23 protein-coding genes and 1 pseudogene are annotated in these 26,935 nt (G+C 64.0%); 8 read left to right on the top strand and 16 right to left on the bottom strand.

The genetic code is table 11. The features are described 5' to 3' along the window. Positions 1 to 47: 47 nt before the first annotated feature. From mdcH to ACQKPE_RS05605, 15 genes and pseudogenes are all read right to left on the bottom strand, one after another. Positions 48 to 968: a malonate decarboxylase subunit epsilon gene (gene mdcH, locus ACQKPE_RS05675; protein WP_427663948.1), complete on the bottom strand. Its 921-nt coding sequence runs from the start codon at positions 966 to 968 to the stop codon at positions 48 to 50. Further along, on the bottom strand, positions 965 to 1,579 hold the full coding sequence (locus ACQKPE_RS05670) for a malonate decarboxylase holo-ACP synthase (RefSeq protein WP_427663947.1): 615 nt from the start codon (positions 1,577 to 1,579) through the stop codon (positions 965 to 967). The genes mdcH and ACQKPE_RS05670 overlap by 4 nt, the downstream gene beginning before the upstream one ends. Position 1,580: 1 nt before the next feature. Continuing rightward, positions 1,581 to 2,372: a biotin-independent malonate decarboxylase subunit gamma gene (gene mdcE, locus ACQKPE_RS05665; protein ID WP_427663945.1), complete on the bottom strand. Its 792-nt coding sequence runs from the start codon at positions 2,370 to 2,372 to the stop codon at positions 1,581 to 1,583. Beyond that, entirely contained in the window at positions 2,372 to 3,217 is an 846-nt protein-coding gene (locus ACQKPE_RS05660) for a biotin-independent malonate decarboxylase subunit beta (protein WP_427663943.1), read from the bottom strand. Before ACQKPE_RS05660 ends, mdcE begins: the two co-directional genes overlap by 1 nt. Further along, a complete protein-coding gene (locus ACQKPE_RS05655; RefSeq protein WP_427663941.1) occupies positions 3,214 to 3,510 on the bottom strand; it encodes a malonate decarboxylase subunit delta in 297 nt (98 codons plus the stop codon). The genes ACQKPE_RS05660 and ACQKPE_RS05655 overlap by 4 nt, the downstream gene beginning before the upstream one ends. A 1-nt stretch (position 3,511) precedes the next feature. Then, positions 3,512 to 4,414, bottom strand: coding sequence for a triphosphoribosyl-dephospho-CoA synthase (locus tag ACQKPE_RS05650; protein ID WP_427663940.1), 903 nt, complete (start codon positions 4,412 to 4,414; stop codon positions 3,512 to 3,514). Further along, positions 4,414 to 6,075: pseudogene (mdcA, locus tag ACQKPE_RS05645) on the bottom strand (malonate decarboxylase subunit alpha). The gene ACQKPE_RS05650 and the pseudogene mdcA overlap by 1 nt, the downstream one beginning before the upstream one ends. 171 nt (positions 6,076 to 6,246) lie before the next feature. After that, positions 6,247 to 7,737 carry an aldehyde dehydrogenase gene (locus tag ACQKPE_RS05640; RefSeq protein ID WP_427663938.1) on the bottom strand — a complete coding sequence of 497 codons (1,491 nt, stop codon included), beginning with the start codon at positions 7,735 to 7,737 and terminating at the stop codon, positions 6,247 to 6,249. A gap of 2 nt (positions 7,738 to 7,739) precedes the next feature. Beyond that, entirely contained in the window at positions 7,740 to 8,642 is a 903-nt protein-coding gene (locus ACQKPE_RS05635) for a dihydrodipicolinate synthase family protein (RefSeq protein ID WP_427663936.1), read from the bottom strand. 62 nt (positions 8,643 to 8,704) lie between these two features. Beyond that, positions 8,705 to 10,024, bottom strand: a complete 1,320-nt coding sequence (locus ACQKPE_RS05630) for an NAD(P)/FAD-dependent oxidoreductase (RefSeq protein ID WP_427663934.1) — start codon at positions 10,022 to 10,024, stop codon at positions 8,705 to 8,707. 54 nt (positions 10,025 to 10,078) lie between these two features. Continuing rightward, a complete protein-coding gene (locus ACQKPE_RS05625; protein ID WP_427663932.1) occupies positions 10,079 to 10,960 on the bottom strand; it encodes a GlxA family transcriptional regulator in 882 nt (293 codons plus the stop codon). A 306-nt stretch (positions 10,961 to 11,266) separates the two neighbouring features. Beyond that, positions 11,267 to 12,613, bottom strand: coding sequence for a dimethylsulfonioproprionate lyase DddP (gene dddP / locus ACQKPE_RS05620; protein WP_427663930.1), 1,347 nt, complete (start codon positions 12,611 to 12,613; stop codon positions 11,267 to 11,269). A 69-nt stretch (positions 12,614 to 12,682) separates the two neighbouring features. Beyond that, entirely contained in the window at positions 12,683 to 13,699 is a 1,017-nt protein-coding gene (gene proX / locus ACQKPE_RS05615) for a glycine betaine/L-proline ABC transporter substrate-binding protein ProX (protein ID WP_427663929.1), read from the bottom strand. Positions 13,700 to 13,754: 55 nt separating this feature from the next. Then, positions 13,755 to 14,708 (bottom strand): glycine betaine/L-proline ABC transporter permease ProW, encoded by a 954-nt coding sequence (gene proW, locus ACQKPE_RS05610; RefSeq protein WP_427663927.1) that lies wholly within the window; start codon positions 14,706 to 14,708, stop codon positions 13,755 to 13,757. A gap of 63 nt (positions 14,709 to 14,771) precedes the next feature. Beyond that, positions 14,772 to 15,932 carry a quaternary amine ABC transporter ATP-binding protein gene (locus ACQKPE_RS05605; protein ID WP_427663925.1) on the bottom strand — a complete coding sequence of 387 codons (1,161 nt, stop codon included), beginning with the start codon at positions 15,930 to 15,932 and terminating at the stop codon, positions 14,772 to 14,774. 311 nt (positions 15,933 to 16,243) lie between these two features. Here ACQKPE_RS05605 and ACQKPE_RS05600 point away from each other — a divergent pair, with 311 nt between their 5' ends. From ACQKPE_RS05600 to ACQKPE_RS05580, 5 genes are all read left to right on the top strand, one after another. Next, complete coding sequence (locus tag ACQKPE_RS05600; protein ID WP_427664000.1) at positions 16,244 to 17,200, top strand: LysR family transcriptional regulator; 957 nt, start codon at positions 16,244 to 16,246, stop codon at positions 17,198 to 17,200. 197 nt (positions 17,201 to 17,397) lie between these two features. Continuing rightward, positions 17,398 to 18,633: an aromatic ring-hydroxylating oxygenase subunit alpha gene (locus tag ACQKPE_RS05595; protein ID WP_427663924.1), complete on the top strand. Its 1,236-nt coding sequence runs from the start codon at positions 17,398 to 17,400 to the stop codon at positions 18,631 to 18,633. Positions 18,634 to 18,685: 52 nt separating this feature from the next. Next, a complete protein-coding gene (gene yddG, locus ACQKPE_RS05590) occupies positions 18,686 to 19,603 on the top strand; it encodes an aromatic amino acid DMT transporter YddG (protein ID WP_427663923.1) in 918 nt (305 codons plus the stop codon). Positions 19,604 to 19,744: 141 nt separating this feature from the next. Next, positions 19,745 to 21,796, top strand: a complete 2,052-nt coding sequence (locus ACQKPE_RS05585) for a TonB-dependent receptor (protein ID WP_427663922.1) — start codon at positions 19,745 to 19,747, stop codon at positions 21,794 to 21,796. Between the two features lie 94 nt (positions 21,797 to 21,890). Beyond that, positions 21,891 to 22,805 (top strand): pyridoxal-phosphate dependent enzyme, encoded by a 915-nt coding sequence (locus ACQKPE_RS05580; protein WP_427663921.1) that lies wholly within the window; start codon positions 21,891 to 21,893, stop codon positions 22,803 to 22,805. A 10-nt stretch (positions 22,806 to 22,815) separates the two neighbouring features. Here ACQKPE_RS05580 and ppk2 read toward each other — a convergent pair whose 3' ends face one another. Then, on the bottom strand, positions 22,816 to 23,733 hold the full coding sequence (gene ppk2, locus ACQKPE_RS05575) for a polyphosphate kinase 2 (RefSeq protein ID WP_427663919.1): 918 nt from the start codon (positions 23,731 to 23,733) through the stop codon (positions 22,816 to 22,818). 189 nt (positions 23,734 to 23,922) lie between these two features. On the opposite strand from ppk2, the gene pstS reads away from it, so the two are divergent. From pstS to pstA, 3 genes are all read left to right on the top strand, one after another. Beyond that, a complete protein-coding gene (gene pstS / locus ACQKPE_RS05570) occupies positions 23,923 to 24,948 on the top strand; it encodes a phosphate ABC transporter substrate-binding protein PstS (RefSeq protein WP_427663918.1) in 1,026 nt (341 codons plus the stop codon). A gap of 72 nt (positions 24,949 to 25,020) precedes the next feature. Beyond that, positions 25,021 to 25,986 carry a phosphate ABC transporter permease subunit PstC gene (gene pstC, locus ACQKPE_RS05565; RefSeq protein WP_427663916.1) on the top strand — a complete coding sequence of 322 codons (966 nt, stop codon included), beginning with the start codon at positions 25,021 to 25,023 and terminating at the stop codon, positions 25,984 to 25,986. 29 nt (positions 25,987 to 26,015) lie between these two features. Then, a complete protein-coding gene (gene pstA / locus ACQKPE_RS05560; RefSeq protein WP_427663999.1) occupies positions 26,016 to 26,909 on the top strand; it encodes a phosphate ABC transporter permease PstA in 894 nt (297 codons plus the stop codon). Positions 26,910 to 26,935 lie beyond the last annotated feature (26 nt).

Below are 26,935 nucleotides of genomic sequence, written 5' to 3'. Positions count from 1 at the left end.
GCTTTGCAAGCACACTGTAGGAGCGGGCTTGCCCGCGAATACCGCCATCAGTTGTGCGAGTTCAATTCCCGACGCAGCAGCGTGTCGACGGTATCGGCACGTGTGTGTTCCAGGGCCACCGCGCGGCCGTGTTCGAACACCCGACTGGCCAGGCCGCTCAATACCGAGCCAGGCGGCATTTCTACCTGCAACCGCACCCCGCGCTGGTAGGCGTTGAGCAGCATGGCCCGCCAGTCGACCCGGCGCGCCATGTTGGCGGCAAGGTCGTCACGCAGTTGCTGCGGGTCATGCAGCGCACGCGCCAGGCTGGCGCTCAGGTAGGTGATGCGTGGGCGCCCGACCGGCACCTCGGCAAACGCTTGGCGCAACTGCTCGGCGGGTGCGTCGAGCAAGGCGCAATGGGACGGGACGCTGACCGCCAGGCGCTGCGCCGCGACCCCGTGATGACGCCGCGACAAGGCCGCCACCTCGGCCATTGCCGCCTCGCTGCCGGCGATGACGATTTGCCTGTCGCTGTTGAGGTTGGCGACATGCACCGGCCCTGAGACCGCGCCAAGCAGTTGCTCGACCTGTTCCAGCTCGAGCCCATTGAGTGCCGTCATGCCGTAGCCACTGGGGTAGGCGGTCTGCATCAACTCACCACGCAGCGCCACCAGGCGCACGGCATCGGCGAACTCCAGGGCTCCGGCCACCACGGCTGCGGGGTAGGCGCCGATGGACAGCCCGGCCACATAATCCGGCTGCGGGCTGCGTTGCATCAGCCAGCGCGCCCAGGCAACGCCGCTCAGTAGCAGGCACAACTGCACCGCGCGGGTGGAACGCAAGGCGTCGGCGCTGTCCAGCGCCAGGACGTTCTGCTGGAGGCAGTCGCTGGCTTGTTCCACCAGCACGTTCGCCTCTTCGGGCAGGCGATGCAGCATGCCGGGCTGCTGGGCGCCTTGCCCGGGAAACACGAACAGGCTGCTCATGCGGCGTAGGCCTCGGCCAACCATGGGTGGCCGACCAGCCGTGCGCCTTGCGCCGTTTTCAGCAGTACCCTCGACGCGCCGCTGGCCCATTCGCGCAGGGCGATGGCGCCGGTGGGCGTTTGCAACTGGACATCCACCCGGCAGGGGGCGCCGTCGAGCTGCTTCAGCAAGGCCCGCGCCTGGCACCGGCTGAGCGGTTCGGGGGCGTGCAGCAGCAGGTCCAAATCGCTTGCCGCATGCAGCACCTCGACCCCGGTGGCGAGCTGGTAGCCCACGCCTCCTGTAGGGCCCCATGCCTGGCCGGTGGCGTCCAGCAGTGCGTGGACATACGCCAGCGCGCGCAGGGCCGGCCAGCCCTCGGCCTGGGTGCAGCGCAGCGCGGGCGGGCTGACCTTGCGGTTGACGCTCGCCAAGGCCATGTCGCAGGCCAGGCGTTGTTCGCGCAGCGCCCCGCGCACCCCGACCGGCACCTGCCCGGGCGCACAGCCTGCGCGGCGTACCACCACCGGCTGCCCACTGGCCAGCACCTCGCGCGCCCACTGTGGCGCATCGTTGGGCAATGCCGAGACGGGCATGCCCCAGAGCAGGTCGTGTGGCCTTGGCGTGTTCATCTCAGGCCCCCTGCCATTGGGCGCGCAGGCGTTCGCGCACCTCACGCGAGGCGCGGCGGTGCTCGCCAGCCAGGCGCGAGCGTAGGTCGCTCGACTGGCTGATATCCTGTACCGCTTCGGCCAGGCAGCGACGCACCTGCGCCAGGTCGGCAACGCTGGGCGCCTGCGCGTTGTCCACCGACAGCTTGCGCCACAGCAGGCCCAGGGAGGCGTAGCTGTCCAGGTCGTAGGCCATGGGCGCTACCTGCGCCGCCAGGGCTTCCAGCTCCTCGACGCTGCGCAAGGTGATACGCGCCGCTGCTGCCTTGCCCATGGCGTGCACCATGACCCCGCTGTCATCCAGGGCGATCAGGCGTTGCGCCTGGTAACCATGGGCGAGGAACGCCCCGGACATCGCCTTGCCCACCAGCAGCCCGATCACCGGGTGCCCGGCCAGCCGCGCCTGGGCATAGGCCTCGACCGCAGCGGCCAAGGCCTGATGAATACCCAGCGCTTCCTCGCGACGACCATAGGCCTGGCTAGGGACGTCGATCACCGCGACGATGGCGCGCTTCTCGCCGTTGCGGTCGGCTTCGATCGCTTCGCTGACCGCCTTGGCCAACCCCCAGCCCTCGAGCAGGCCGACTTCGCCGTTGCGCGCACGGGGGAAGGGGTTCTGCGCATCGGGCAGCACGGCGATGAAGCGCGCCATGCGGTTGTCCAGTTCACCGTCGATCACCCGCAGCGAGGCAGGAAAGCCTGCCAGCGGTTCGCCGTCGGCCAGGGCCGATAGCCAGTTCAGGGCACGGTTCATCAGGCATCTCCTTGGTACAGGGCGCGCACGCCGGCGGCATCCAGTTGCGAAACCTCGGCGCCCAAGCGCGACATCCGCTCGAGGTACCAGGCGTATCGGCTGGCGCGCTTGGCGCTGGGGGCGTCCAGCAGTTGCAGCAAGTGCTGGCGAATGTCGTCGACATCGTCGGCCACATAGCCGTCGACCAGGCCGCTGGCATGGCGTTGCTCGCCACCGGTCAGGCTCCAGATGAAGGGCCGGTCCTTGGCGTCGTATTCATCGATGCCGGCCTCCTGTTCGATCACCTGCGGGCCGTTCAGTCCCAGGCGCGCCTCGCGGGTCACCAGCAACTGGCTGCACAGCCCGGCGGCGATGGACATGCCACCGAAGCAGCCGACCGACCCTGCAATCAGCCCGATCACCGGCTGGTAGCCACGCAGTTCGACGATCGCCGCCTGGATCTCGGCAATCGCCGCCAGGCCCAGGTTGGCCTCTTGCAGGCGCACGCCACCGGTTTCCAGCAGCAGTACCGCGCAGGTAGGGATACCGTTGCGGTTGTCTTCGATAGCCAGTTCCAGGGCACCGGCGATCTTGGCACCGCCCACTTCGCCCATGCTGCCACCCTGGAACCCGCCTTCGATGGCGGCGATCACCGCTGGGCGGCCGCCCAGCGAGCCTTTGGCGATCACCACGCCGTCGTCGGCCTGGGGCACGATGCCTTGGCGCGGCAGCCACGGCGACATCAATCGGTGGAATGGGTCAAGCAGTTCGCGAAAGGTGCCACTGTCGAGCAAGGCCCGGGCACGCTGGCGGGCGCCCAGTTCGACGAAGCTGCGACATTGCAGCAAGTGCTGGGTGTCGGTCATGGGGCAATCTCCTCGAAGCCTTGCTCCAGGCGCAGGCGCACCACGCCGGGGGTGGCGCCGAAATCATGGATGTCGATGCGCACCGCAGGCAGCTCGCGGCCTTCGAACAGGCGCTGGAACAGCTGTGTCCAGCGCGCGCCACCGCCGTTGACCGAGGTGACCACCTGGATCTCCAGGCGATTGGCCGTGCCCGGCTCGATCAGCACCTCGAGGTCACCGGAACTGACGCAGCCCACCAGGGCGCGGCCACGCCCGGGCAGGGCGGCGGGGAATTGAAAGTTGAGGGTTTCCATGTCACAGGCTCCCGGCAGTGTCGAGGAACAGGCAGGCGGCCAGCAGATCGGCGGCGCCGCCCGGTGAGGCGTTGATCTCCAGCAGCTGGGCATCCAGCTGGCGCAGTTGGCGGCGCCCGGCGAGGGTGGCGCTGCCGCCGGCATCGAGCACCGCGCGGGCGCCTTGCTGGGTTGTGAGCAGGCCCTGTGGCCCGGCGCGCCAGAGCACGCAGGTATCGCCCAGGGTGGCCATGATCGCCAGCAAGGCATCCAGGCGCGCGTGGGCTTCGCTGGCGCCGGCGGCGCGGCTGCGGCGCAGTTGCGGCAGGCCATGGCCGACCGCTGCCGGGAAGCCTTGCTGTGCTTGTTCGCGGGCGCCACCGACCGCATGGCGGCGCAGCATCTGCTGGCCGTGGCTGTCCTGGGCGCGGGCGCCAGGGTCTTCTAGCAGTGCGATGCGCCCGGCGCGACTGGCCAGGGTCAGGGCATCGGCGCGAGGGGCCAGTGCACGGGCCGCCACCAGCAGGCCCAGGGCCCAGATCGCGCCGCGGTGGGTGTTGACCCCGCCCGTAGTGGCCAGCATGGCGGCTTCGCCATCGCGACCGATGCGGCCCAGGGCGGCGCGCAGCGGCAGGCCGATTTCGCCGTGGAACAGGGCGGCCTCGGCCATCTGCCGAAAGCACGGCCACAGCGACAAGGCCGAGGCATGCATCAGCGTCAGGGTCATGTCGCGGTGCGCGCCGCTGTCCCGCCGGTCCACCAGGCCTGGCTTGGGCGAGAGGTCGGCCTCGTCGATCAAGGCCTCCACGGCCAGGTCGGCCAGTTGGTCGGCCAGGGCAATACCGTGCACCTGCTGTTTCACCGGTGCTGGCGTGTACCCATGGGGATAGCGCGACCAACGCGCTTGCAGGTCGAGTTGTTCCATCACCAGCTCCTGAACCGTGCGGGCGGGTTGTACAGGCCGCCAGACCACTCCACCAACTCGGCGATGCTGCGCGCGGCCAGCAGTTCGCGGCTGGCGTCGGTGCGGCGAATGCCAAGGTCTTCCGGCAGCGCTACCAGCCCCTGCTGGCGCAGGCGTTGGGTGTCCTTGGGGTCGTGGCGCAGGCCGATGCTGGTGACCCCGGCCACCGCGGCGATCATCTGCTGGCGTTCCTCGAGGCTGCGCGCCTTGTACAGGTAGGCGATGCCTTCCTCGGTGAGCAGGTGGGTGACGTCGTCGCCATAGATCATTACCGGCGCCAGGGGCATGCCGGCTTTCTTCGCCACGGCGACGGCGTCGAGGGTGTCGACGAAGGTGGGCTTGCCGCCTTCCTGGAAGGTCTCGACCATCTGCACCACCAGCTTGCGGCCACGTTCGAGCAAGGTCTCGGGCACGGTCATGTCCAGCCAGGCCGGGGTGGCGTGGCGCCGCCCACGGGGGTCGTGGCCCATGTTCGGCGCCCCGCCGAAGCCGGCCAGGCGGCCGCGGGTGACGGTCGAGGAGTGGCCATCGCCGTCCACTTGCTAGGTGGCGCCGATGAACAGGTCCACGGCGTACTGCCCGGCCAGCTGGCACATCAGGCGGTTCGAGCGCATGGAACCGTCGCGGCCGGTGAAGAACACGTCCGGGCGCTGGGCGATGTAGTCCTCCATGCCCAGCTCTGTGCCGAAGCAGTGCACGCTCTCGACCCAACCGGACTCGATGGCCGGGATCAGCGTCGGGTGCGGGTTGAGGGTCCAGTTGCGGCAGATCTTGCCTTTCAGGCCCAGGGACTGGCCGTAGGTCGGCAGGATCAGCTCGATGGCGGCGGTGTTGAAACCGATGCCGTGGTTGAGCGACTGCACCTGGTGTTTTTCATAGATGCCGCGAATCGCCATCATCGCCATCAGCACGTGCACCGGCTTGATGTGGCGTGGGTCGCGGGTGAACAGCGGCTCGATGTAGAACGGCCGGTCGGCGACCACCACGAAGTCCACCCAGGAGGCCGGGATATCCACCCGTGGCAGGTCGTCGGTGCGTTCCACCAGCTGGTTGACCTGGGCTATCACCAGGCCGTTGCTGAAGGCGGCGGGTTCCACCAGCGCGGGGGTGTCCTCGGTGCTGGGGCCGGTGTAGAGGTTGCCCTCGCGGTCGGCCATGAAGCCGGCGACCAGGGTGACGTTGGGGATCAGGTCGACCAGCAGCCGTGAATAAAGCTCGATGTAGGTGTGGATCGCGCCGACTTCGAGCAGGCCGTCCTCCAGCAGTTGGCCGATGCGCAGGCTTTGCGGGCCGGCGAAGGAGAAGTCGAGTTTGCGCGCGATACCGCGCTCGAACAGGTCCAGGTGCTCGGCGCGGCTGACGCTGGGCATGATCATGTGCAGGTCGTGCAGGCGAGTGGGGTCGGCCTTGGCCAGGGCGCGGGAGAGGAAGTCGGCCTGCTTCTGGTTGTTGCCTTCGAGCACCACGCGGTCACAGGGCGCGATCAGCAGTTCCAGCGCTTCGACGATCCGCTCGGTGGGTAGCACCACGCCGTCGGCCAGGTGCCGGACCCGGTCGAGGCGGCGCTGCTTCTCGGCACGCCGCCGCGACCATTGCGGCGGTGGATTCTTTGTTGTGGTCATGCGTGACTCCACGGTTCGCTGTCGTGGAGTGATCCTAGGGGGCGTGTGGCGAGCCCATCAATCAAGGTCAGTACCGAATCGTTACGATCAGGGTAATGATTTGGGAAGGAGGAGGAATGGGCCACTTCGCGGCCCAAATCCGCCGTCAGAACAGCACCGGGACTGCGCAGGTCATGAAGCGTTGATCCAGATGGTCTTCAGCTCCGTGTATTGGTCATGGGCCCAGATCGACTTGTCGCGCCCACCGAAGCCAGACTCCTTGTAGCCCCCGAACGGCGTCGAGGCATCGCCTTCGCCGAAGCAGTTGACCGTGACCACGCCCGCACGAATTTCCCGCGACAGGCGCAGGGCATTGCGCAGGCTGCCGGTGTAGGCCGAGGCGGCCAGGCCGTAGACGGTGTCGTTGGCCAACTCGATGGCTTCATCGAGGGTCGTGAAGCTGGTCACACTGAGCACCGGGCCGAAGATCTCCTCGATGAACAGCTTGCTGTCGCGGGGGACGCCATCGACGAGGGTCGGCTGCACGAACACGCCTTGCTCGGTCTCGCCGCCGTGCACCACCTTGAGCCCCTGCTCGGCGGCGTGCGCCAGGTACGACCTGACCTTCTCGAAGTGCGCCTTGCTGACCATGGCGCCCAGGCGGTTGTCCGGGTCGAGCGGGTCGCCGAGTTTCCAGTCCTTGAGGTGCTTGGCAATCAGGCCGAGCAACTCGTCCTTCACGTCCTGGTGCACGATCAGGCGCGAGGACGCCGAGCAGTTCTCGCCCATGTTCCAGAACGCCCCGGCGGTGACGAACTGGGCCACTTCGTCGAGGTCTTCGCAGTCGTTCATCACCACCGCCGGGTTCTTGCCACCCAGCTCCAGGACGATGCGCTTGAGGTTGGACTCGGCAGCATATTTCAGGAACAGGCGGCCGGTGTCGGTGGAACCGGTGAAGCTGACCATGGGGATGTCCATGTGGCGGCCGATGGCTTCGCCCACTTCGCGGCCACCGCCAGGCACCAGGTTGAACACCCCGGCCGGAATGCCCGCCTGATGGGCAAGCTCCGCCACGCGCAGGGCGCTGAGGGTGGTTTCCTTGGCCGGCTTGACCACGATCGAACAACCGGCGGCCAGGGACGGGGCGATCTTCCAGGCCAGCATCAGCAGCGGGAAGTTCCACGGCAGTACCAGGCCGACCACGCCGATGGCTTCGCGCACCACCAGGGTCACGGCAGCATTGCCGGTAGGAGCGGTGGCGTCGTAGATCTTGTCGATCAGCTCGGCGTGCCAGCGAATCGTATGGATAGTTTCGGGCACATCGACGTTCTGGCACTCGCTGACCGGCTTACCGCTGTCCAGGCTTTCCAGCACCGCCAGTTCGTGGGCGTTGTCTTCGAGCAACTGGGCGAACTTCAGCAACACGTGCTTGCGCTCGCCGGGTTGCAGCTTCGACCATGAGCCGTCTTCGAACACGCGCTTGGCCGCGGCCACGGCGAGGTTGACGTCATTGACGTCGCAGGCGGCGACTTCGGCCAACGGCTTTCCGGTGGCGGGGTTGGTGGTGACGAAGGTATCGCCCGAAAGGGCATCACGGAACTCGCCGTCGATGAACGCCTGGGTACGCGGTTGCAGGTTGGCGGCGATGGCCGCGTATTGGGCCTTGCTCAGTAGTTCAGCCATGTTCAGACGCCTCCGGTGATCTGTGCGATGTTGCGCTTGAGTTCACTCACGACCTTTGCCAGCGCCGCTTTCTCGCTGGCGTCCAGGTCATGCAGCGGCTGGCGTACGCCACCGGTATGCAGGCCGTTGAGCGCACAGCCGTACTTGATCGACTGGACGAACTTGCCGCCTTCGAGCAAATCCATCAGCGGCATCATGGCGGCCATGATCTGCCTAGCCTTGTCTAAGTTCTTCTCGACCACGCAGGCTTCATACAGGGCCACGTGTTCGCGCGGGATGAAGTTGGAGCCGGCGCAGACCCAGCTCTTGGCGCCCCAGGCGAAAAACTCCAGGGCCTGGTCGTCCCAGCCGCACGACAGCTGGATGTGCGGGCGCTGGGTGGCCAGGCGGTGCAACTGGTTCATGTCGCCGGAGCTTTCCTTGATGGCGACAATATTGCGCACATCGGCCACGGCGTCGAAGAACGCTTCGCCCATGCTCACGCCCATGCGGGCAGGGTAGTTGTAGAGCATGATCGGCAGGTTGGCGGCGGCATCCACCGCCTTGACGTGCAGGGCGATTTCCTGCTCGGTCGGCAGCGCGTAGGGTGGGCTGCCGACCAGCAACGCGTCGGCCTTGATTTCCTTGGCGTGCTTGGCGAAAGCCACCGCGTCTTCGGTGCGTATGCCGCCGGTACCGACGATCAGTGGCAGGCGACCGTTCAGCACATCCTTGGCCTGGGCGGCCAGTTCGAGGCGCTCCTGGGTGGTATGGGCGTAGTACTCGCCGGTGGAGCCACCAATGATGACGCCGTGGACCTTCGACTCGACCAGATACTCGATCACTTCGCTGAACGCCGCCTTGTCGATCGAGCCGTCTGCGGCCAGCGGGGTGATTGCCGGGGTGTAGATGCCTTGGAATTTCACTTCTATCGCTCCTTGTACTGTCAGTAAGAAAAAACAGCGCCAGGGAAGGGCGCCACTGCGGTCTATGCCTCGCGGCCTGCCTTGAACTGCCCCCATTGCAAGTTGAGGTTCACCCCCACCGACACCAGCAGCGACGGTGGGTTGGCGTTGGGGCCGACGGCGCCCAGGACGAAATCGATCAGCTCGTTGCGTTCCCCTGCCAGCCATTCGCCCAGCAACTTGCCGGTGGCGGTGCCACGGGTGACGCCCAGGCCGTTGCAGCACAGGGCGCCGTAGACGTTGGGGCGCAGTTCGCCGAAATAGCCTTCATGGTTGCGTGACAGGGCCAGTGCGCCGCCCCAGGTGTAGTCGAACGGCACGCCCGGCAGCATGGGAAAGCGCCGCTCGAACGACGCCGCATGGCGCTTGACGAAACGCGCGAGGTACCTGGGGTCGCTACGCCCGTTCGGGTTGAAGCTGAAGCTGTTGCGCACCAGGATGCGGTTGTCGGGCGTGCGCCGCACCGTGGTGCCGAACGGGTGGGCGGGGATCAGCCCCCAGTACGGCTTGCCGCCCAGCCGGGCTTGTTCCTCGGCGGTGAGTGGGCGGGTGAGGCTGGCGTAGGTGAACACCGGCAGCATGCGCCCCTTGAGAAAGCCGAAGCTCATGGCGAAGGCGTTGTTGGTGAGGATCAGCTTGTCGGCGGTGATCGAGCCATGGGCGTGCTTGAGAACGCTCTTGCGGCCGTATTCCACCGAGGTGATGGGGGTGTTCTCGAACAGGCTGACATTGCCGGGCAGGGTGTCTGCCAGGCCTTTGACCAGCGCCGATGGCTGCACCAGCGACGTGCCGGGGGTGAACAGCGCCTTGCGGTAGAAGTGGGTGCCGATGTGCGCGGGCAGGTCTTGGGCCTCGAGCATTTCGTAGGGCTGCTCCAGCTTGTCGAGGCCGCTGCGATAGGCGTCGAGTATGGCGATGCCCTTGGGCTCTATGGCGGCTTGGTATTTCCCGCAGTGCTTGAGCTGGCAGTCGATGGCGTGGCGCTGCACCAATTCTTTGAGGTAGGCCTGGCCGCTGAGGTTGAGCTTGAGGGTCTTCTTGGCAATGGTGATGTCGCCGATATAGTCGGGCGCGCCGATGTCGTGGGGCAGGTCGATGGCGAAGCCTGCGTTGCGCCCGGAGGTGCCGAAGCCCACTTCCTGGGCATCGACCAGGATGATGACCTGGTCGGGGAACCGGGTCGCCAGTTCACGTGCCGCTGCCAGCCCCGTGAAGCCGGCACCGACGATCACCCAGGGCGCCTGGCTGTGGCCGCGATGAGCGGCAGTGGGCTGGCGCTGCTGGCTCAGGTGGTACCAGCCACACGAGTTGTCGTCGGCAGGCAATGAAGTGACTGAAGTCATTTGAATGATCCTGGTGTTATCCAAACTTTCGGCAAAGCGCTAACTACCCACGGGTTAAAGGTCATGGCGTAATTCCCGTGACGGTGGATGCCCGAAAAGTGCGTGATAAGTTCGGCTGAAATGGCTGCTGGAAACAAAACCGCAGGCCAAGGCTGCTTCGACGATTGAAAGATTGGAGTTTTGAATCAGGCGCCGCGCTTCGATCATTCGCAAGTGCAAGTAATGTTTTTGCGGCGAGGTGGAAAGTTTATGTCGGAACAGCCGTTCCATTTGCCGCCGAGACAGGCCGGCATAGTGCGCCAGCTGGTCGAGGTCGAGTGGGTCTTCCAGGTTCGACTCCATCAACAGGATGGCTTCGCGCAGCGGGCCGTGCAGGTGGCTGGCATGGGTGCCGCGAAGGCGGGTGCGGTCGTAGTCGAGCACCTCGGCAACCGCGTTGGCCAGCGTGCGGCCAGCGCAGGTTTCCAGCCACTTGAGCATCATCCTGAAGGCCCCGGCGGGGGTGGCGGCGGTGAGGCGGTCACCGTCGAATACCACAGTGTCGAACGACACCTGGGTGCCTGGCGCCTGCTCGCACAGCGCCGTGCGCTGTTCGGGGTGAATAGTGCAGCGGTAGCCGTCCAGCAGGCCGGCCTTGCCCAGGTACCAGGCGCCATTCCACAACCCACCCAAAGCCATGGGCAGCTTGGCCAGGCGGCCCAGCAGGCTGCTCAGCCAGGCCGGCACGGCTCTTGGGCTGCGCAGCCCGCCGCAGATGACCAGCAAGTCCAGGTTGGCCAGGCGAATATCGGTCAGCGGGGTGTCCGGGCGGATCGGGATGGACAGGTCGCTCATCACTTCGGCATGGGTATGGCTGAAGGTATGCACCTGCACGCTGCCGGGAGTGATCAGGTTGGCCGTGACCAGCACGTCGAGTGACTGCGTGAAACAGGGCAATGAAAAATGATCGAGCAACAGAAAGCCGACATGCGAAGTACGGGCCTGGACACTAACGTGCCCTGGCAGTGCGGGTTTTCGAGCGGCGAAAGTTGTACTGATGGTGTTCGTCATATTCTTCATGTTGTCACTCTGCCGCGCAGGCTCGACCGCTCGCTTGAACTTGGCAAGTTGTCGATAAGTTATTGTTCTTGCCCGTGATAGTTGGTGGCGGGCTTGAACAGAATTTATGGCCGGGCGATGGGAGCGTCCAGCAACATTTCCGGGTGCGAATGGATAACCCGGTGTTATCCGTTATTCGAAGAGTCAGTCTTTAAGGAAGCTGTCCTCGAAGGGGTAATGCGTCAGTAATTCATAACCGTTGTAGGTCACCAGCAGTTGGTTTTCCAGCTTGATACCGTCTCGGCCTCCCACCTCACCGACATACGCTTCGACGCACAAGGCCATGCCCGCTTGCAGTTCGCCGTCATAGCCATAGGCCTGGAGGTCTTCCGGGTAGCGGATGCTCGGGTATTCGTCGCACAGCCCCACACCGTGGAAGATGATGCCGTAGCGCTGTGCCCGGTAAGGTTCCGGCAGCCGGTGGGCGAGGGCGGTCATGTCACTGAAGCGCACACCGGGCTTGACCAGCTCGATGTTGTGGGTGATGTGCTGGTGGGCGATGCGGTACAGGTGCTTCTGCTGCGCCGTGGGTTGCAGCCCGCCGCAGATCCAACTGCGGGACATGTCGACGCACATGCCATAGACGCCGATCAGGTCGGTGTCGAACGACACCAGGTCTCCATCGCTCAACACCCGTGGGCCAGACTCCTGGAACCAGGGGTTGGTGCGCGGGCCGGAGTTGAGGATGCGCGTCTCGATCCACTCGCCGCCACGGCGTATGTTGCCCGCATGTAGCACCGACCAGATGTCGTTCTCGGTCAGGCCGGCGCGCATCGCCTGCTGCATCTCGGCCACCGACGCCTCGCAGGACGCCACCGCGCAGCGCATCGCCTTGATTTCATCGGGCCCCTTGATGGCCCGAGCCAGCTCGGTAACCGCCTGGCCACTGCACAGCTCGATACCCAGCGCATCGAGTGCGCGCACCCCGGCCAGCTCGATACGGTCGACCGCCAGGCGCCGGTTGGCCCCGGCATGCTTGCGCAGCAGCTCATCGACTTGGCCGGCGAAGCGGCGCGCATGCTCATCGGTACGCTCGCCGGTTTCGAAGTAGAAGAACGAGGCGCCGCTGCGCAGTTCGCTGACCAAGGGCAGGTGTGCGCTCAGGTGGTCGCAGCCATGGAAGTCCCACAGCACCACGTGGCCGCTGGCGGCGACGAAGCAGGCGCGGGCCGGGTTGTGGGTGGTCCACAGCTGCATGTTGGTGGTGTCGGTGGCGTAGCGGATGTTCAGTGGATCGAACAGCAGCAGGCCGCCCAGGTCGCGTGCCACCAGCTGCTGCTTGAGGCGTTCGAGGCGGTACTCGCGCATCGTCGGCAGGTGCGGTGGTTGCAGGCCCAGGTGTTGCCATTCCGAGAACGCCAGGGGCGTGGGGCCGATTTCGGCACGGTCGTTGTCGTCCACCGAACCATCGGGCTTGAGCGCGCTGGCGCGGCGGCGTGCGGGGTCGATCCGCCGGGCATCGGCGGGTATCGAGTACGGCGATGAATTCATGGCTTCGGCACTCTCACCGGTTGAGCGGGGGCACTTTCGTGCCCCCTGGCGACGGGGCGTTCAGTTGGACTACTCGGCGGCCGAGCGTGCGGCTTGCAGCCATTGGTCGAACTGCTGGCGGTGGGCGGCGACCCACTCCTTGGCGTGGCGCTCGATGTCGGCCGGCTTTTTCTCGCCGTTCTGCATCTTCAGGTTCTGCTCGCTCTCATCCTGGGTGCTGATTTGCACCAGCGACAGGAACTTGACCGCCGCCGGGTTCTTCTCGGCGAAGTCCTTGTTCAGCGCCGCCACGATCTTGTCGATGGCAAAGCCCAGGTTCTTGCCCTGGTACATCGTGTTGACCGTGTTGTCGCCGCCTGGAAGGTCGGTTTTCGGCACTTCCAGCCAGACCACGTCGCGGCCTTCCACCAGCACGCTGGCGATCCACTGCGGGACCCAGGTGAAGTAGAGGATCGGCTTGCCTTCCTTGTAGCGGGCGATGGTGTCGGCCATCAGGGCGAAGTAGGAGCCTTGGTTGACCTGGATGCTTTTCTCCAGGTCATAGGCCTTCATGTGGTGGGCGATCGCCAGTTCGCAGCCCCAGCCGGGGTTGCAGCCGGTCAGGTCGGCCTTGCCGTCGCCGTTGGTGTCGAACAGCTTGGCGATCTCGGGTTTCTTCAGGTCGGTGATGTACTTGATGTTGTATTGCTCGGCGGTCTTCTTGTCGATCAGGTAGCCCTGGAGCACGCCGGGCAGGATCTCGCCGACCTTGACCATCACCTCGTCGCCACCGGCCTGCTGGTAGAACTTGGCGTGCAGGTTCTCCCACAGGTGCACGGTGAAGTCAGCGTCACCATTGGCCAGGGCGACCATCATCACGCCATATTCGGTTTCCTTCGGCTCCTGGACCTTGTAGCCGAGCTCGCGCAGGCCAGCCATGGCCACCTCGCCACGGAAGCGCTCCTCGGCAATGGACGGGAAGATCGGCGTCACCTTGGTGCCTTCGCCGGGGCGCTCGGGCGAGGCGTGGGCGAGCAGGGCGCTGGTTGCCAGGGTGAGTGCAACGAGGCTTTTCAGGAAACGCTGTGGGACAGTGAGCTTTGACATCGTTCGGGCCTTGTCTTCTAGAGGGAGGGAATACGGCGAATCGATTGCTTCAGTGTCAGGAAATCTTGCGGCGCGGCACCTGCGGTTGTGCGCCGAACAGGCGCCACACGGCGCCGACGGGGCCGGTGTGGTACCAGCGCAGGCTGGGGTCGGCGCTGCTGCGGTCGCCCATGGCCTGAGTCAGGCGGTCGAGGAAGATGGCCAGCAACACCAGGCCGACGCCGCCGACGGTGGCCAGCCCCATGTCGAGGCGGCCGATGCCGCGCAATACCATCTGGCCCAGGCCGCCGACGGAAATCATCGAGGCGATCACCACCATCGACAGCGACAGCATCAGGGTTTGGTTGAGCCCGGCCATGATGGTCGAGGTGGCCAGGGGCAGTTGTACCCGCGACAGCATTTGCCACGGGGTGCAGCCAAAGGCGCGGGCCGCTTCGATCTTGTCCTCGGGCACTTGGCGGATACCCAGGTTGGTCAGGCGTACCAACGGCGGCAGGGCGAACACGATGGTCACCAGCACGCCGGGTACGTTGCCGATGCCGAACAGCATCACCACCGGTACCAGGTAGACGAACGCAGGCAGCGTCTGCATGGCATCGAGCAGCGGGCGCACCACCCGTTCCAGGCCGTCGCTGCGGGCGCAGAGGATGCCCAGCGGAATGCCGAGCACCGCGCAGAAGAACACCGAGGTCAGCACCAGCGCGAGGGTGGTCATCGACTCGGACCACACGCCGATCAGGCCCAGCAGGGTCAGGGTAACGAAGCACAGCAGCGCCATGCGCTTGCCCGCCAACTGCCAGCCGAACAGGGTCGAGAGCAGGATACCGATGCTCGGCGGGATGCTCTGCAAGGTGAATTCGATGCCGTTGAGCACCTGGTCGATGGGCCAGCGAATGGCGCGGAACACATCGCGGAAGTTATGCACCAGGAACTCGAGGGTGCTGGTGACCCAATCGCCCAACGGGATGCTGGCGGACTGGAACGGGTCGAGAAGGCTGAACTCGGACATTGCAGGTAACCTCTTCATCGATCGACGCGCAGGGCGCCGAAGCGCAACGGGCGGCGGGCGCGATCAGTTGCGGCTCAGGGTCTGTAGCAGACGGTTCTTGGACAGCGCGCCCTTGAGGGCGCCCTCTCGATCGAGCACGGGCACGGGGTAGGGAAGTGCCGCGGCGATATCCAGGACTTCGTGCAGCGGCGTGTCGGTATAGACCGGCTGCTGTTCGTGCAGGAAGTAGTGGTGGGAGGGCGCCTGGCCCTTGCTGGCGGTGTCGACCACGCTGAGCAGGTGGCCGCGTTCGTCGATCAGGAAATCGAACTCGTCGCAGGCCTTGAAGCGCGGCGCTTTTGCATCGGCCCGGCAGTACTGCTCGGGGGAGCACTGGGCGACGTCGCCGGCCTTGAGGATGCGCGAGCTGTCGAAGCCCTTGAAGAAGGTGCGCACATAGTCGTTGGCGGGCTGGTTGATCAACTCTTGGGGCGTGCCGATCTGCACCACTCGGCCACCTTCCATGATCGCGATGCGATGGCCGATGCGAATGGCTTCTTCAATGTCGTGGGAAATGAAGATGATGGTGCGTTGCTGCTCGGCTTGCAGGCGAATCAGCTCGCCTTGCATCTCGCTGCGGATCAGCGGGTCCAGTGCGGAAAAGGCCTCGTCCATCAGCAGGATGGTCGGATCGTTCGCCAGCGCCCGTGCCAGGCCGACGCGTTGCTGCATGCCGCCGGAAAGCTGGTGAGGGTAGCTGTGCTGGTGTTCGGCCAGGCCCACCTGGGCCAACGCTTCGCGGGCCCGGGCGTGGCGCTCGGACTCCTTGACGCCAGAAACTTCCAGGCCGAAGGCGGTGTTTTCCAGCACGCTCATGTGCGGCATGAGTGCGAACGACTGGAACACCATGCCCATTTCCTTGCGCCGCACATCCAGCAAGGCTTTGTCGCCAAGGCCGGTGATCTCGCGGCCGTTGAGGTAGATGCTGCCGGAGGTCGGTTCGATCAGGCGATTGAACAGGCGCACCATCGTCGACTTGCCCGAGCCCGACAGGCCCATGATGACGAAGATCTCGCCACGCTTTACCGAGAAACTGGCATCGAACACGCCAATGACGTGGCCGGTTTTCTCGAAGACTTCACTTTTGCTGGCGCCCGAGCGCAGCAGGTCCATGGCCAGGCGCGGTTGTGGGCCAAAGACTTTATAGATGTTTTTGACGGAAAGAATTTCATCGGAGTTGGTCATGTTCGCCCACCTGTTTTTATCGGAAGCGACTGTCGCGCGCTTCGGCTTTCAAAATCGGGGCAGTAAAACCAGAAGTGATATGCATGAGGGTACCTTCTTATTGTTGTTGCCCGCGTTGGGGCTTTCTTAAAATCTATAGCCATCGGCGGGCGCTGTTCCAACGACATTTCCGAAGGGTCACGGATAACCTGAGGTTATGTCTGGCCTGGGCACGACGCTATGGCGTGCGCTGCGACACGCTCGCTGGTGAGGCTGCAAGCGCTGGTTTACCCTCGAAGGCAGACAAGCAGAACGTAAGGACACCACGTATGTTGGGTAAACACGCCGATCCAGACACCTTGCTGCTGCGCATGCCGTCGCTGCGGGCCGTAAAGGCTTTCGTGGCCGCCGCCAAATACGAAAGCTTCACCCGCGCCGCCGAAGCCTTGTGCGTGACCCAGGCGGCGATCAGTCGGCAGATTCGCGAGCTGGAGGCGTTCCTGGGTGCGCAGTTGTTCGTGCGGGTGGGCAGGGCGGTGGAACTCACCCCCGCAGGGGCGATTTTCTTCGAGGCCGCGCAGATGTCGTTCGTCAACATTGCCCAGGCAGCGGACCGCATCCGCAGCACGCCGGTGCACAAGCATGTGTTGACCCTGTGCTGCTCACCGGCCTTTTCCGCATTCTGGCTGTCCCATCACCTGCCCGAGTTTCGCGCCAACAACCCGGACATCGACTTGAACCTGGTGGCTACGCAGAACTTCGTCAACATGGAGCCGGGCGTGGAGCCGGACATCATCATTTCCAAGATTCCCAAGGTCGCGGAAGGCTACAAGAGCTACCCGCTGTGCCATGACGTCATCTACCCCATCTGCACGCCGCTGTTTCTCGAGCAGCACCCGGATATCAACACCCTTGAAGGCATTCGCGACGCGGCGCTGTTGAACCTCAGCCCCATCGGCCGTTCCGGGGTGGCCGAGCACGTGGACTGGGGCGTGTGGTTCGCGTTCCAGAACATCGACCTGGACGAACGCCCCGCTTGCGCCCCACCGATTCTCAACGCCAACGACTACAGCCTGATCATCAACATGGTGCTGAGCCATCAGGGTATCGCCCTGGGTTGGAACCAACTGGTAGAGGGCATGCTCGAGCGGGGTGTGCTGGTGCAGCCCGTGAAGCAGCAGATGACCCTGCGCAACAGCCTGCATTACCTGGCGTGCCGCGAAAACGCGGTGGATGACGAGGTGGGTAGCAGGGTGAGGGACTGGATACTGTCCAAGTTCGAGCGCTGAGCGCTTGGCTGTTTGCCTCTCGATTAATAACGTCGGCTTATCCATTTGCACGTGAAAAAGTCGTTTGTCGCTGTTGCGCCACTTCCCTAGCCTTGGGAAAAAAATCGCAAAGCCCGTATTGCGAATAGCCCTACAACAATGACCAAGGCAAACGACCATCGACCCTGTGCCTGAAGGGGGATGAGTGGAGGATGACAATGAGCGGCAAGCTTTCCGTAGTCGACCTGATCCGCAAGCGCAAGGCACGCCATGCCTTGCCGCGTGAGCTGTACATGGACCCTGAAGTGTATCGCCAGGACCTCGAACAGCTCTGGCACAAGGACTGGGTGTTCGCCGGGCATACCTTCGAAATCGAGAAGCCGGGGCAGTACTTCACCTTGCAGGTTGGCGATTACCCGGTGGCAGTGGTCATGGGCAAGGATGGGCAGGTGCGGGCGTTCCACAATGCCTGCCGTCATCGCGGCGCCAAGGTGTGCGAGCACGCCCAGGGCAAGGTCGCGAAAATGGTCTGCCCTTATCACAAGTGGACGTTCGAGCTGGATGGCTCGCTGCTGTTCGCCGGCAACATGGGCGCGAACTTCGACAAGACCCAATACAACCTCAAGACCGTGCACTGCGAGATCGTGCATACCTACATCTATGTCTGTGTCGCCGAGCGCGCCCCGGACTTCGAGCGTTTCAGAAATGCAGTAAGCCCCTTCATTGCGCCGCACAAGCTTGAAAACTGCAAGGTGGCCTTCGAGTCGAACCTGATCGAGAAGGGCAACTGGAAGCTGGTGTTCGAGAACAACCGCGAATGTTTCCACTGCGATGGCACCCACCCCGAGTTGATGAATTCTTTCGTCGAGAACCTGTCGGTGGCCGGTGTAGGCGGGGAAGAAGACCCGGAACTGGCAGGGCACTGGGCGCGCTGTGAAGCGGCAGGCATGCCCAGCCGCCTGGTCATGGACCCTGACGGGCGCTATCGCATGACGCGCATTCCGCTGTCGGCGGGCGCGGTGAGCTACACCATGGACGGCAAGCCTGCGGTCGCCGGGCGACTCGACGACAGTGGCGAGCCCGATATCGGCGCACTGCTGTACTTCAACTACCCCTCTACCTGGAACCACTTCCTCGGCGACCACGCCCTGAGCTTCCGGGTGTTGCCCATTGGCCCCGGTGAAACCCTGGTGACCACCAAGTGGCTGGTGCCCAAGGACGCCAAGGAAGGGGTCGACTACGACCTTGAGCGCCTGACCAAGGTCTGGCTGGCCACCAACGACCAGGACCGCCAGCTGGTCGAGGGCACCCAGGCGGGTATTTCCTCACCCACCTATGAGCCGGGGCCCTTCTCGGAGATTGCCGAAAACGGCGTCTGCCAGTTCGATGACTGGTACTGCGAAACGCTGCTCACGCGACTGCAAGGGCCGATCCCGCTCAAATCGGTAATCTGACAGACCACGGGTTTCGTAGTATCTTCCTTCGCCCGTTTTCCGAGGCCTGGCGATGATAAGCAGTGCGCGTGGCGCCACGATGTGTGGTTTGTTGGCGATCTCCATGTGGAGCATGTCGATTGCGTTGATCCGCAGTATCAGCTCCACCTTCGGCCCGGCCGGTGGTGCGGCGATGATCTACTCGCTAGGCACGCTCTTGCTGCTTGTCGTGCTCGGCAAGCCGCGCTTGCGCTCGGCGCCCATACCTTACCTGCTGATGGGCGGTGCGCTGTTCGTGACCTATGACGTGAGCATGTCACTGGCCCTGGGCTATGCCAGCAGCGACACCCAGGCGGTGGAGGTGAGCGTGGTCAACTACCTGTGGCCGGCGCTTACGGTGTTGCTGTCGATCTGGATCAACGGCCAGCGCGCCCGCTGGATGATCGTGCCGGGGTCGCTGCTGGCGCTGTTCGGCATCCTCTGGGTGGTGGCCGGTGACGGGCTTTCGCTCGAGCGCCTGGTCACCAGCGTCAGCGCCAACCCCCTGGCATTCGGGCTGGCATTCGTCTGTGCGCTGAGCTTCTCGCTGTACTGCAATGTCACCCGGCGCTACGCCGGGGCCGGCAACCAAGTGGCGTTCTTCTTCATCCTCACCACCTGCGCCCTGTGGACCAAGTACGCCTTGAGCGACGAGCAGATCCACGGCTTCACCCTCGCCAGCAGCCTGGAGCTGGTCGTGGCGGCCGTGGCGGTGGGCGGCGGGTATGGCTTGTGGAACATCGGCATCACCCGCGGCAACCTGACCTTGCTGGCGACCGCATCGTATTTCGCTCCGGTGGTGTCTGCTGCATTTGCCATGGTCTGGCTGGGGGCGGCGTTGACCCCGCAGTTCTGGCAAGGCGCCGTGCTGGTGACGGTCGGTTCGCTGCTGTGCTGGTATGCGACCCGCGAGGTGGCGCCCCGGGCGCAGTCATGTGTAAAGCAGCAGTAGGCTCCTGAATTGTTCTGCATGAGCGGCTGGCAGTGAGTCAGTCGCAGTGAACGCAATCAAAATCTGAATTGTTATGGTATAACGTGCCGAAATTGAGCGGGCATAGACCTGCGCAAGGCACTTTCCAGTTCAGGAGCGTTCATGAGAATTACCCCCGCATCCCTCGCCGTATTCACCGCACTGGTCTCTTCCGAGCTGCTCGCCGACCAGGCGGGCAACTCGGTCATCACCCTGGGCGAGGTGAACATCACCCATAAGGCCGGCGTTGCGCTGAGCACGGAAAATGTGCTGACTTCGGTGGATGTGTTGGGGGGCGACCAGGTCGAGGACAAGAACGTGATGAACAGCTGGCAGCTGCTGGGGCAGATGCCAGGCATCCAGCTGACCGAGACCGGCCAGGGCGCCGAGTCGGGCAAGGTGACCTTCCGGGCGTTCAACGGCGAAGGCTATATCAACGGCATCAAGACCCTGATCGACGGCATCCCGAGCAACGTCAACAGTGGCAACCAGCGCTTCATCGACATGGTCTTCCCGCTGGACATCAGCCACATCGAGGTGGTGCGCGGCACCAACGACCCCCGCTACGGCCTGCACAACATCGGCGGCAACATCAACTTCCAGACCCGCCAGGGCGGCAACTACGTCGACAGCCGCCTGACCTACGGCAGCTTCGATACCCGGGAAGTGCAACTGGCGGTTGGGCATGAGGAGGGCAACTTCGCCCAGAACTACATCCTCGCCAAGCAGGACAGCAACGGCTTTCGCGACCACAGCGAGTCGAACAAGTACATGCTCGGTGGCAAGTGGTTCGTCAGCAATGACGACCAGGACTTTCGCATTGGCCTGATCGCGCGGCTGTACCACCACCAGGCCGAGGAATCGGGCTTCCTCACCCGAGCGCAGATGCGCGACAGCCGCACCCAGTCGCCGGACAAGAACGCCAACGACGGCGATGACCGCGACATGAAGCACTTGAGCCTGCATGCCGACTGGCAGATCAACGACGACCTGAACCTGAGCAACAAGCTGTACTACAACGGCTACAACGACGACCGCACCATTACCTTCACCGACTACCAGCCGGGCAATGCGCCACGTCAGCGCCGCCAGTGGGACGAGCAGCAGACCGGTATCCTCAGCAACCTCACCTGGCGTGCCAACGACCTGCTGACCCTCGACGGTGGCCTCAACTACGAGGAGCAGGACAACAGCTACCGCCGCCTGCGCTACAACTATGGCGTGCCGACCGACTTCGACGTCACCCCGGCGCGGGTGCAGAACGACGACAGCTATACCTTGCGCAATATCGGCGGCTACGTGCAGGCGATCATCCAGCCGACCGAGTCGCTGAAGATCATCCCCGCCATGCGGGTAGACAAGTTCTCCGGCAACACTGAACTGCAAGATGGCAGCAAGGCGTCGTTGCAGGACTACGGCTGGATTCGCCAGCCGAAGCTGAGCGTGGTCTACAGCCTGACCCCGGAAGTCGACCTGTACGCCAACTGGGGGCGTACCTTCCAGATTCTTACCGGCTCCAACGCTCCGGCCTACATGAGCGCCGGGCAGGCCTCGTTCGACCCCTCGATCAACACGGGGAAGGAGGTCGGGGTCAAGTTCCGGCCATTCGAAGGCGCCCAGGCCCGCATCGCGGTGTGGCAGCAGGACGCCACCGATGAAGTGGCCAACATGCCCAGCACGGGCACCACGGTGGGCCTGGGTGAAACCCGTCGACGCGGCGTGGACATGCAGCTCACGGCGCAGTTGAACGAGCAGTGGACGGTCTGGGGCTCCCACGCGATCCAGGAAGCCAAGGTGCAGAAGGCCTTCACCGCCTCCGGCCAATCGCTGTCGGGCAAGGAAGTGTTTTCCACGCCGCGCTATATCAGCAACATCGGCGTCGACTACCGCTACAACGACGATTGGAAGTTCGGTGTACAAGGGCGTGCGCAAGGCAGCTACTACATCGATGAGCTGAACGAGCAAGGCAAGTACGACGGTTTCGTGGTGGTCGATGCCAGTGCCAGCTACCGCTTGAGCAGCTCCACCACGGTGGACTTGCAAGTGAAGAACCTGCTGGACCGTGAGTATGAATACGTGTGGTACGACAATTTCTTCTGGGGCGGTGACGACCAGCCGATGTTCTCGCCGGCGCCTGGGCGCTCGGCCTATGTGTCATTGAACATGAAGCTGTAGGTAAGCTGCAGGGTTAGTGATGAGGGTGTGGCCTTGAAGCACTGCGTGGCCGCCTCCATCTTCCAGGCACCGTCGAATAACGAGACACGCCCCGATGACCCTGCATATCAATACGCCCCTGATCGAATCGCCTGCCTTGAGCGCCGCAGCTCACTGCACCGTCCACCTCAAGCTCGATGCCCTGCAACCCTGCGGCTCGTTCAAGCTGCGCGGTGTCGGCCATGCCTGCGAGGTGCACCGTGCCAAGGGCGCCCAGCGGTTTGTATCGTCCTCGGGCGGCAATGCAGGGCTGGCAGTGGCCTATGCCGGGCGCAAGTTGGGCGTGCCGGTCGTGGTGGTGGTGCCGCAGACCACCACTGCACGGGCCAAGGAGTTGCTGGAGATGGACGGCGCGCAGGTGATCGTGCATGGCGGCTCCTGGCAGGAAGCCAACGAGTTGGCGCAGACGCTGGTCGGCCCTGACGATGCCTTTATTCACCCGTTCAACGACCCGCTGCTCTGGACCGGGCACGCGACGATGATCGACGAGGTGGCCAGCACCGGCTACAAGCCCGATGCCGTGGTGTTGTCGGTGGGCGGAGGCGGGCTGCTGAGCGGGGTGGTCGAGGGCTTGCAGCGCAATGGCTGGCAGGATGTACCGGTGATCGCCGTGGAAACCCAGGGGGCGGCGTCGTTCCATGCCGCCATCGTGGCGGGCAAGCCGGTGGCCCTGGAGGCGATTACCTCGGTTGCCACTTCCCTTGGCGCAAAGCAGGTGTGCGATCAGGCCTTCGCGTATGCGCAGACGCATCCTATCGAAAGCCTGGTGGTCAGTGACCAGCAAGCGCTCCAGGCCTGCGAGCGTTTCCTGCACGATCAGCGCATCCTGGTCGAGCCGGCCTGCGGCGCGGCGCTGGCCGTGGCCTACCAGGGCGAGGCGCTGTCACGCTATAAAGATGTGCTGATGGTCGTGTGCGGCGGGGCGACGGCCTCCCATGAGCAGATCAAGGCATGGTTGGCGCAGCCGTGAGCGCCAGGTCTCAGTAGACCTGCGGCACCATGATTTCCCGGGGCGTCGGGCTGCGCGTGTAGTCTTCCTGGCGCACGCGCTGGGGCAGCTCGACCCTCGGCACCTCCACCTCCTCGTAGGGCATCTGGGCGAGCAGGTGGTGGATGCAGTTGAGGCGGGCCTTCTTCTTGTCGTCGGCTTGCACCACCCACCAGGGCGCCTCGGCGATGTGGGTGCGTTCGAGCATGATCTCCTTGGCCTTGGTGTAGGCCTCCCAGCGCCGACGCGACTCCAGGTCCATGGGGCTGAGCTTCCACTGCTTCAGCGGGTCGTGCAGGCGGCTGAGAAAGCGCAGGTGCTGTTCCTGGTCGGAAATGGAGAACCAGTACTTGATCAGCTGGATGCCGGAGCGCGCCAGCATGCGTTCGAATTCCGGCACGGTGCGGAAGAATTCCTCGTACTGGTCGTCGTTGCAGAACCCCATGACCTTCTCCACGCCGGCGCGGTTGTACCAGCTGCGGTCGAACAGCACAATCTCGCCGGCCGCGGGCAGGTGCGAGACATAACGCTGGAAATACCACTGGGTGCGTTCACGGTCGTTGGGCGCGGGCAGGGCGGCCACGCGGCAAACCCTGGGGTTCAGGCGCTGGGTGATGCGCTTGATCACGCCACCCTTGCCGGCGGCATCGCGGCCTTCGAACAGGATCACCACCTTGTGGCCGGTCTTGACCACCCAGCTCTGCAATTTCACCAACTCGCCTTGCAGGCGGAACAGTTCACGAAAGTAGGTGCGCCGCGCAGCTTTGTCGCTGCAGTCCTCGACATGTTCGTCGAACAGGGCGTCCAGGGCGTGGTTATCCTCGGCAAGCTCCAGCTCCAGCTCTTCATCACTGTGGTCGAGCAGCTCGCGGTGGATTCGGTGTATCAGGTTGTGTTCGGTCGACGACATCGGCGCGGCTCGCTGTAGGACTATGGCTAATTGATAGCTTTTTTTCATTACCAGCAAGTGACATGATCATTGCCGGAACCCTGTCCTAGAGGGGCAGAGCAGGCAAAATGCCTGCTCGCCATGTAACGTTCATAAAGTTGTAATGAAGCTGCTGCAAAGTGTCTCGGCCAACACACGGAGCGCTTTTCCATGATACGCCTGATGAAATCTGCCGCACTCGCCGTTACGGTTTCTCTTTGCGCCACCTCTGCCTTCGCAGAGAACGTCCGCCTGACCGGTTCCGGTGCCAGCTTCCCAGCACCGATCTACCTCACCTGGTTCAAGGACTTCAGCAAGAACACCGCCGGTGTGACCGTTGACTACCAATCTAAAGGTAGCGGCGCGGGTGTCCAGGACTTCCTGAACAAGACCGTCGACTTCGCCGCAAGCGACTCGGCGATGAAACCAGAAGAAATTGCCAAGGTCGGCGAAGGCGTGCAGCTGCTGCCGATGACCGCTGGCGAAATCGTCCTGGCCTACAACCTGCCGGGCAACCCGAAAGGCCTGAAGCTGTCCCGTGAAGTCTACTCGGACATCTTCCTGGGCAAGATCACCCAGTGGAACGACCCGAAGATCGTTGCTTCCAACCCTGATCTGAAGCTGCCGGCTACCCCGATCACCGTCGTTGTACGTGCCGACTCCAGCGGTACCACCGCTGTCTTCACCAAGCACCTGTCGGCCATCAACGCCGACTTCAAGAAAGAGCTGGGCGAAGGCAACACCGTCAACTGGCCTGCCAGCGACAAGTTCATCAAGTCGCCGAAGAACGATGGCATCACCGCCACCGTCCGTCAGACCCCGGGTTCGATCGGCTACATCGAATACGGCTTCGCCAAGCTGGCCAAGGTCGACTTCGCCGTACTGCAGAACAAGGCCGGCCAATACGTCGTACCTAACGCCGAAAGCGGTGCAGAAGCCCTGGCTGCGGTGAAGATGCCAGCCGACCTGGTGGCCTGGCTGCCTGATCCGGAAGGCGCCAAGTCCTACCCGATCACCACCTACACCTGGATGATCTTCCGCAAGGACAACGGCAACCCAGCCAAGGCCAAGGCCATGCGCGACATGATCGAGTACAGCCTGACCGAAGGTCAGAAGATTGCCGACTCGATGGGCTACATCCCGCTGCCGCCGTCGGTTGTTGCCGAAGTGCGTAAAGCAGCTCAAAACATCCAGTAATACCTTTAGGCGCTCCCGGTGGTGATCTGCAGTCACCCCGGGGGTGTTTTTCCTTTGTTCCGGAATTAGCCAATGAACACTCCTTTTGCCATACCGGATAATCCAGACTCCGCTTGCCAGCCGCCGTCCAGGAAGGATTTCCTGGTTGATCGCACGTTCCGTGCGCTTGCGCGTATCGGCGTGGTATTGGTGCTGGCGCTGGTCTTCGCGCTGATCTACGAAGTAGGGCACAAGGCACTCCCTGGCATGGAAAAGCACGGCTTCGACGTGCTGTTCGGTAGTGTGTGGGACGTCAACCAGGGCAAGTACGGTATCTTGCCTGCCATCTGGGGCACGCTGTACAGCGCCCTGATCGCCTTGTTGATCGCAGGTTTCTTCGGCGTCAGCATGGCCATTTTCCTGACCCAGGATTTCCTCCCGGCAAAACTTGCCGCCGTATTCCGTACCATCGTCGAGTTGCTCGCCGCCATCCCTAGCGTGGTGTACGGCCTGTGGGGCATCTATGTGGTGATCCCGGCGATTCGACCGCTGACCACCTGGCTCAACACTGAGCTGGGCTGGATTCCTTTCTTCGGCACCTCCCTGGCCGGGCCTGGCCTGCTGCCGGCGGCGCTGGTACTGGCGATCATGATTCTGCCGACCATCGCTGCCGTGTCCCAGGACGCCCTCACCAGCGTACCGATGAAGACCAAGCAGGCCGCCTACGGCATGGGCACCACCCACTGGGAAGCCATCCTGCGGGTAATGGTGCCCTCGGCCGCCACTGGCATCTTCGGCTCCCTGGTACTGGGCCTGGGCCGTGCACTGGGTGAAACCATGGCACTGGCCATGCTGGTGGGCAACGCCAACACCATCACCGTTTCGTTGTTCGCCCCGGCCAACACCCTGGCAGCCTTGCTCGCGCTGAACTTCCCGGAAGCCGGGCCAAGCGAGATCGAGGTGCTGATGTATGCCGCACTGGTGCTGATGTTCATCACCCTGCTGGTGAACGTGCTCGGCTCGATGATCATGCTCTACGCCCAACGGGGTCACAAATAATGAGCGAACTCACTACCCCGGCGACCGTTGTGCCCAACCTCACTGCTCCGGCAGAGGAAATGCCCAGCCTGCAGCGCCGCTTCGAAGGCCGTTCGCTGCGTAGCCTGCTGTTGACCAGCATGGTCTGGTGCGTGGCCTTGCTGGCCAGCGTGCCGCTGATTTCCGTGCTGTACATGCTGATCACCCGCGGCGGCGCGCGCCTGAGCCTGGAAGTGTTCACCGAGCTGCCGCCCACTGGCTTCGAGATGGGCGGGGGCTTCGGCAACGCCATGGTCGGTACCTTCGTGATGGTCGGTATCGCGGCGGCCATCGCCGTGCCGGTCGGTATCCTGGCGGCAATCTTCCTCTCCGAACTCGGCCCGGACAGCAAGCTGGCCAACGCCGCGCGCTTTGCCGCCAAGATGCTCACCGGCCTGCCGTCGATCCTGGCGGGTGTATTCGCCTACGCCCTGGTGGTCATGACCACCGGTACCTACTCGGCGCCGGCAGGCGGCGTGGCACTGGCCGTGCTGATGCTGCCGATCGTGGTGCTGACCGCCGAAGAGGCGATGAAGATGGTGCCCAAGGTCATGAAGGACGCGGCCTACGGCATGGGCTGCACCCGCGCCCAGGTGGTCTGGAAGATCATCCTGCCCACCGGCCTGCCGGCCATCCTGACTGGTGTGATGCTGGCCGTGGCTCGTGCTGCAGGCGAAACCGCGCCGCTGCTGTTCACCGCGCTGTTCAGCAACTACTGGATCTACCACGACAACAGCCTTGAGGTGATGAACCCCACGGCATCGCTCGCGGTATTGATCTACAACTTCTCCGGCATGCCTTTTGACAACCAGATCGAGCTCGCATGGGCGGCCTCGCTGGTACTGGTGATGATCGTGCTGGTCGTAAACATTTTGAGCCGTATTTTCGGCAAGCCCAAGTATTGAGAAGGGAGCATACGAACTTGAACGTA

This window comes from Pseudomonas sp. NPDC089554 (genome assembly GCF_050280645.1).
Lineage (GTDB): Bacteria > Pseudomonadota > Gammaproteobacteria > Pseudomonadales > Pseudomonadaceae > Aquipseudomonas.
This window is presented reverse-complemented; position numbering and strand designations above follow the sequence as displayed.

Coding starts and splice junctions, on each gene's coding strand:
- ACQKPE_RS05660 (WP_427663943.1), bottom strand. CDS start 3,217: ATGACCGACACCCAGCACTTGCTGCAATGTCGCAGCTTCGTCGAACTG.
- proW (WP_427663927.1), bottom strand. CDS start 14,708: ATGTCCGAGTTCAGCCTTCTCGACCCGTTCCAGTCCGCCAGCATCCCG.
- dddP (WP_427663930.1), bottom strand. CDS start 12,613: ATGAATTCATCGCCGTACTCGATACCCGCCGATGCCCGGCGGATCGAC.
- ACQKPE_RS05605 (WP_427663925.1), bottom strand. CDS start 15,932: ATGACCAACTCCGATGAAATTCTTTCCGTCAAAAACATCTATAAAGTC.
- ACQKPE_RS05670 (WP_427663947.1), bottom strand. CDS start 1,579: ATGAACACGCCAAGGCCACACGACCTGCTCTGGGGCATGCCCGTCTCG.
- ACQKPE_RS05595 (WP_427663924.1), top strand. CDS start 17,398: ATGAGCGGCAAGCTTTCCGTAGTCGACCTGATCCGCAAGCGCAAGGCA.
- mdcH (WP_427663948.1), bottom strand. CDS start 968: ATGAGCAGCCTGTTCGTGTTTCCCGGGCAAGGCGCCCAGCAGCCCGGC.
- ACQKPE_RS05630 (WP_427663934.1), bottom strand. CDS start 10,024: ATGACTTCAGTCACTTCATTGCCTGCCGACGACAACTCGTGTGGCTGG.
- mdcE (WP_427663945.1), bottom strand. CDS start 2,372: ATGAACCGTGCCCTGAACTGGCTATCGGCCCTGGCCGACGGCGAACCG.
- ppk2 (WP_427663919.1), bottom strand. CDS start 23,733: ATGTCGTCGACCGAACACAACCTGATACACCGAATCCACCGCGAGCTG.
- pstC (WP_427663916.1), top strand. CDS start 25,021: ATGAACACTCCTTTTGCCATACCGGATAATCCAGACTCCGCTTGCCAG.
- ACQKPE_RS05580 (WP_427663921.1), top strand. CDS start 21,891: ATGACCCTGCATATCAATACGCCCCTGATCGAATCGCCTGCCTTGAGC.
- ACQKPE_RS05650 (WP_427663940.1), bottom strand. CDS start 4,414: ATGGAACAACTCGACCTGCAAGCGCGTTGGTCGCGCTATCCCCATGGG.
- ACQKPE_RS05640 (WP_427663938.1), bottom strand. CDS start 7,737: ATGGCTGAACTACTGAGCAAGGCCCAATACGCGGCCATCGCCGCCAAC.
- ACQKPE_RS05655 (WP_427663941.1), bottom strand. CDS start 3,510: ATGGAAACCCTCAACTTTCAATTCCCCGCCGCCCTGCCCGGGCGTGGC.
- ACQKPE_RS05585 (WP_427663922.1), top strand. CDS start 19,745: ATGAGAATTACCCCCGCATCCCTCGCCGTATTCACCGCACTGGTCTCT.
- yddG (WP_427663923.1), top strand. CDS start 18,686: ATGATAAGCAGTGCGCGTGGCGCCACGATGTGTGGTTTGTTGGCGATC.
- proX (WP_427663929.1), bottom strand. CDS start 13,699: ATGTCAAAGCTCACTGTCCCACAGCGTTTCCTGAAAAGCCTCGTTGCA.
- pstS (WP_427663918.1), top strand. CDS start 23,923: ATGATACGCCTGATGAAATCTGCCGCACTCGCCGTTACGGTTTCTCTT.